Annotated in this window: 3 protein-coding genes; 1 reads left to right on the top strand and 2 read right to left on the bottom strand. The window is 60.4% G+C overall.

What is annotated here, in order from left to right; translation table 11 throughout:
• The first annotated feature begins 140 nt into the window (after positions 1-140).
• Positions 141-1,415: a glycoside hydrolase family 2 TIM barrel-domain containing protein gene (locus KYK14_RS21225; RefSeq protein WP_219161675.1), complete on the top strand. Its 1,275-nt coding sequence runs from the start codon at positions 141-143 to the stop codon at positions 1,413-1,415.
• Between the two features lie 198 nt (positions 1,416-1,613).
• Here KYK14_RS21225 and KYK14_RS21220 read toward each other — a convergent pair whose 3' ends face one another.
• The gene (locus KYK14_RS21220) at positions 1,614-2,723 is read right to left on the bottom strand and encodes an efflux RND transporter periplasmic adaptor subunit (RefSeq protein WP_219161674.1); all 1,110 of its coding nucleotides are present in this window, start codon (positions 2,721-2,723) and stop codon (positions 1,614-1,616) included.
• A gap of 61 nt (positions 2,724-2,784) precedes the next feature.
• Positions 2,785-6,042 (bottom strand): efflux RND transporter permease subunit, encoded by a 3,258-nt coding sequence (locus KYK14_RS21215; protein WP_219161673.1) that lies wholly within the window; start codon positions 6,040-6,042, stop codon positions 2,785-2,787.
• Between the last annotated feature and the right edge of the window lie 114 nt (positions 6,043-6,156).

Raw genomic sequence — 6,156 nt, 5'->3', positions numbered from 1 at the left:
TAAGGCCCGCATTTGCCGGTCATCGGTTATCGTATTCACATCAAGCATTCCCAAAAATACTATTTGGGAACAAGTCTATAGGGTAGGGAAGCAAAATACGGTTAAATTTAGGCACCCTGACCTCACCCTTTTCCTACCCCATGAAGCCCTATCTCACGCTTACCCTTCTTGCCCTAACCACGGTCACGTATGCCCAAACCAAACCCGTGAAAGTAGAAGTCAAACAAACTAATGGCCGTTACGAACTGCTGCGCGGCGGCCAGCCCTACTTCATCAAGGGGGCCGGCGGCGGACAGTTTCCCGAGCGTGTGAAGGCCTACGGGGGCAACTCCATTCGTACCTGGACCACCCAGGGCGGGGAGCAGGTGCTGGCCGAGGCCAACAAGAACGGCCTCACCGTGATGATGGGTCTCGATGTGGTGCGCGAGCGGCATGGCTTCGACTACAACGACTCGACAGCCGTAGCTGAGCAATTGCAGCGTCTGCGCGCCGACGTAATGAAATACAAAGACGACCCGGCCCTGCTATTCTGGGGCATCGGGAACGAGCTGAACCTCGAGTACAAGAACCCCAAGGTGTGGGACGCTGTGCAGCAGATTGCCCAGATGATTCACGAGGTAGACCCTAACCACCCCACCAGCACGGTACTGGCCGGCCTCAACCAAGCCGAGGTAGACTACATCAAGGCCAGGTGCCCGGCGGTGGACATCCTCAGCATCAACACCTACGCCGGGCTGGCGGCCATTCCGCAGCAGGTGCGCACCACCGGCTGGACGGGCCCGTACGTGGTGGCCGAGTGGGGGCCCACCGGCCACTGGGAAAGCCCCGTCACGCCTTGGAAAGCTTCAGTAGAGGAAACCAGCAGCCAAAAAGCCGCCGTGTACAAGAGCCGCTACGAGGCCTCGGTGGCGAAGGATAAAACTCAGTGCTTGGGCACCTACGTGTTCTTGTGGGGCCAGAAGCAGGAGCGCACGCCTACCTGGTACGGGCTGTTTACGGAAGACGGGAAGGAGTCGGAGGTAGTAGATGTGATGCAGTACCTGTGGAGCGGCAAGTGGCCGAAGAACCGTGCCCCACACTTGGACTCGTTCCGCTTGGATGGCAAGTTGGCTACCGATTCGGTCTACCTCGAACCCAACCGTTCCTACACAGCCCTTGTGACCGTAAAGGACCCCAACAAAGACCCGCTGACCTACCGTTGGGAATTGCTACCCGAAAGTACTGACCTCAAATCGGGCGGCGACCGGGAAAGCCGCCCCGCCGCTATTCCTGATCTGATTCCGGCCAACGCCAAAAACCAGACTACCCTTAAAGCGCCTGCCCAGGAAGGCGCCTACCGCCTGTTCATCTACGCTTATGATGGGCATGACAACGTAGCCACAGCCAACATTCCGTTTTATGTAAAAGGGAAATAAGTAGATAGCCAGCGGGTTGTTAGGCTAGACAGGATAGCAGCTTCGCAAACAACTGGTTTTGTAAGAATCTATTTGAGTTGAATCGGCTGATCGTCTAAAGGGATGTAGAGACGCATACTTGCGTCTTATCGTTGAACGATTTCGGTCACCTGACGCGGACGACGAGACGCAAGTATGCGTCTCTACATTGTGCAACTTCTAAGGCGCTTCTTTTGCCAGTTCCACCCGTAAGGGCTCTTCGTTCGTGATTTCCTCATTGCCGGCTTTCAGCACTACGTCGCCTATCTTCAAAGGGCCAAAGACCTGAATTTGACCCATGGTTTCGTCGCCTTTCTGCACGTCCACCAGTTCGGCGCGGTTGTTTTTCACCCGGATGACGTAGGTGCGCTCGGCCGTGCTGACTACCGCCGAACGGGGCACAAACAGACTGCTTTTGGCAGCATCTACGGGTACAGTAGCCGTGGCAAACATGCCCGGACGCAGCCGGTTCTTGGGGTTCGGAATGTCGATTTCGATTTGCTCGGAGCGGGTTTCGGGCCGCACGCTGTTTGCTACGCGGTTGATGGTGCCCATGAAGGTTTCGCTCGGGAACGTGCGGACCATGAAGCGCACCGTGTCGTGCACGTGGATGCTGCCCACGTAGGCCTCGGGTACGGCCAGGCGTAGGCGCAAGCGGCTGAGCTGACGGATTTTAAATATGGGCAAGTTGGTCTGGCCCCCCGGCCCCACGAACGCGCCGGGTGCCAGATTACGCTCCGTGACCATGCCCGCAAAAGGAGCCGTGATGCGCAGGTAGCCGGCCATCTGGCTGGCGGCCTCGTAGTGCGCTCGTCCGGCTGTCACCAATAAGCTATCCGACAAGGCTTTGGCATGGGCCTGCTCCAGATTAAGGGGCGACACGGCGCCGGCCGTGCGGCTCGTAACCAGCAGGCGGTGGTAGGCGGCGCGGCTGGAGCTGTAGCTGGCCTGCGAAGCTTTCAGCTGCGACAAGGCTTCGCTGAGGGCCGCCGTTAGCTCCGGCGCTTCCAACTCGGCTAGTAGTTGCCCCGGCCGCACCGCGTCGCCAATATCGGCGTGCAGGCGCTTGAGGTAGCTGTTCACGCGCGGGTAGATGTCGGTTTGGTAGTAGCTGTCCAGCTCGCCGGGTAGGTTGAGGGAGCGGGTGGGCTGCGCGGCCGTCACCTGCACCGCATCGTAAGGCAGGTCGGCGGGCTCTTCGGTCACCACTTCCTTGGTGTCGCCGTTGGAGCAGCCACCAAGCAGGCCGGCAGCCAGGCAGAGTGTTAAGAAAGAGCGAACAATAGTCATGGATTGAGGCAGAAGTAGGAATTTCGGTGAAGGAGAAGGCCCCGCCAGGCGGAGCAGTGACCTAGGCGTGCACGGGCTCAGCCAGCGCCGCACGCGCCGCGGGGGCGTCGGCGGCATCGTAGGTGTTGCTGTCCGGGTCGTCGGGATCGAGCGAAACGGAATCGAAGGAAGTCTTGCGCTGCACGGCGGCAAAGGCCACGGGCAGAATGAACAGGGCCGCTACGGTAGAAGCCAGCAGGCCCCCAATCACGGCCCTACCCAGCGGGGCGGTTTGCTCGCCCGCGTCGCCTAGTCCCGAGGCCATCGGAATCATGCCAAACACCATGGCAATGGAAGTCATCAGGATAGGCCGCAGGCGGGCAGCGCCGGCGTCGCGGGCAGCCGATACAGCGTCGCGGTAGCGCAGGCGCAAGCCCTCGGCGTTGGTCACCACCAGCACCGCATTCGCCACCGACACGCCCACCGACATAATCAAGCCCATATACGATTGCAGGTTGAGCGTTTGGCCCGTTGCCAGCAGCAGCAGGAGCGCCCCGGCCAGCACGGCCGGCACCGTCACAAGCACCACCCCCGCCACTTTAAACGACTGATAGTTAGCCGCCAGCAGCAGGAAAATTACCACCACGGCCAAACCAAGACCAGTTTGCAGGCTACCCATGGTTTCCTGAAGCAGCTGGGAGAGGCCGCGCAGCTCCACCACCGAGCCCTTGGGCGGGTCGCCTACCTCATCGATGGCGGCCTGCACGGCGCGGGTGGCCGTGCCCAGGTCCTGCTGGTTGATGTTGGCCGAAACCGTCACGATGCGGCGCGGGCCAATGCGGTCGTACTGGCCGGGCTGGGTGGCGGGGCGCAGCGTGGCTACGTCGGCCAGGGTAGGGCGCAGCTGGCCGGGCACCAGCGGAATGTTCTGCATATCGGCCTTGGAGCGCATCTGCTGGGCCTCCATCTGCACCTGCACCTGGTAGGCAAAGCCCTTGCTGCGGTCGAGCCACAGGTTCTTGGCCGTGAAGCGGCTACTGGAGGTAGCGGCTACCAGCGAGCGGGCAATCTGATCGGGGGTGAGGCCGAACTGCGCCGCCCGCTCCCGGTCGATGTCTACCTGCATGGTGGGGTAGCTGAGGGGCTGGTTGATACGCACGTCGCGCAGGAAGGACACCTTTTGCAGGCGGCGCACCAGCTTTTCGGCGTATTGCTCGCCCTCGCCCAGGTCTTTGCCCCCCACCAGAATCTCAATGGGCGTTTGGGCGCCCTGGCTCATGATTTTGTCGGTGAGGCTGATGGGCTCAAACGTAATATCAACGTCGTGTAAGTGCTTTTTCACGGCGGCCCGGATTTGCTCTTTCAGGGCATCCATCGACTCCACCTCGTAGTTCTCGGCCAGGCTTACCTGTAACACGGCCTCGTTGGGACCAGAATTGAACACATACAGGGCACTGGTGCCGTAGCTGGAAGGCGTCATGCCCACAAAAGCCGAGCTGATGGCGATATTTTTGGGGCCTACAATCTGCTCAATCAGCTGAATCACTTCCTTGGTGCGCTGCTCCGTGCGCTCGATGCGCAGGCCCTGGGGCGCTAGAATACGCATCTGGAATTGCCGCGAATGCGTGATCTGGGGCATCATATCCTGCCCAATCGATAGGAAGCCCCAGCCAATTAGTGCCACGCAGGCCACTCCATAAATCGTCAGGGTAAGGGCGCGGTGAGCCAGCAGGCCGTCGAGCAGGCGCAGGTAGCGCACTTTCACTCTCTCGAAACCGCTTACTTTCTCGGGCTGCCCTGCCTCGTGGTGCGCTGGGTTAGGCGCTTCCGCTGGCTTACCGGGCGCGTGCGCTGGGGCATCTTCGTGGGGGTGATCTTTCAGCCACCAGTTGGCCACCACCGGCACAAACACCTGCGACAAGAGGTAGGACACGATAATGGAAAAGCCTACCGACAGCGACAGCGGGATGAACATGCCGCGCGGCACACCCGTCATCAGAAAGGCAGGCGCGAACACGGCCAGGATGCTAAGCGTGATGAGCAGCAACGGAAACGATACTTCCTTCGACGCATCCAGAATGGCCCGCGCCTTGGGCTTGCCCATCTCCAGGTGCTGGTGAATGTTCTCAATCACCACCGTTCCCTGGTCAACCAAGATACCAATGGCCAGCGCCAACCCGCTAAGGGTCATGATATTGATGGTCTGACCCGTGAGCTGCAACATGAGCACGGCCGCCAGTAGCGAAAACGGGATGGTCAGAATCACGATGATGGAGCTGCGGAAGTCGCCCAGGAACAGCAGCACCACTAGGCCCGTGAGCAGCGCCCCAATGCCGCCTTCCACCAACAGGCTGTGCACGGCCTGCTCCACGTAGATGGACTGGTCGAATTCGTAGCTCAGGCGGATGTTGTCGGGCAGCAGGCTCTGCATCTCGGGCAGCTTGGCCTTCAAGTCGTTTACCACGCTCATAGTGGAGGCGTCGGCCGATTTGGTAACGGGGATGTACACCGAGCGTTTGCCGTTGATGAGGGCGTAGCCCACGGGCACGTCGGTAGCATCTTCCACCGTGGCTATGTCGCGGATGAACACGGTAGGCCCTACCCCTTGCCGCAGTGGCACGTCGAGGAAGTCGCCTACCTTGTCCATCACCGAGTTGCTGGGCGTCATAATCATGTAGTCGCCGATGCCCACCGAGCCGGCCGGCGAAATCCGGTTGTTTTTCACCACGGCCTCCACAATCTCGTCGGGCGTCAGCTCGTAGCTTTTCATGCGCTCGGGATTCACCCGAATCACGATGGTGCGCTCGTTGCCGCCAAACGGCGACGGTGCCGACGCCCCCGGAATCTGCGAAAACAGCGGCCGGATGCGCGTAGAAGCCAAATCCTGCATTTGCCCCAGCGTAGCCGAGCGGCTGCTGAACACCAGCTGCCCCACCGGCAGGCTGGAGGCGTCAAAACGCACTACCGTGGGCGGTACCGAGCCGGGCGGCAGGTAATTCACCACGCGATTTACCTGGCTGGCTACCTCGCCAGCGGCCTGGGCCATGTTGGTGTCTTCGTAGAATGTGCACTTAATCAGGCACAAGCCCTGAATGTTCTTCACCTCCACGTCTTTGATACCCGACACGTACAGCATCTGGTTTTGGTAGCGCGTCGAGATGAAACCTTCCATCTGGCCGGGCGTCATGCCCCCGTAGGGCTGCGCGATGTAGATGGTGGGCAGGTTGAGGCGCGGAAAAATATCAATGGGGATGCGCCCCAGGGACAGCCCCGCAAACACGAGGATGCCCAACAGCGCCACTATCACGGCAATCGGTTTGGATAAGGCAGCTTTTATCATGAGGAAAAGAGGAATAATGCGAGGGACGGGGGTGGGGTAGCCGAGGGTAAGATTCTACAGCTGTTCTAGCAGCACGCCCAGGTCGCCGTTGGTGGCGGCGCGCAGGAGCAGGGC

This window comes from Hymenobacter profundi, from assembly GCF_019334315.1.
Classification (GTDB): domain Bacteria; phylum Bacteroidota; class Bacteroidia; order Cytophagales; family Hymenobacteraceae; genus Hymenobacter; species Hymenobacter profundi.
The sequence above is the reverse complement of the archived record's forward strand: the minus strand, read 5'-3'. Positions and strand labels throughout refer to the sequence as shown.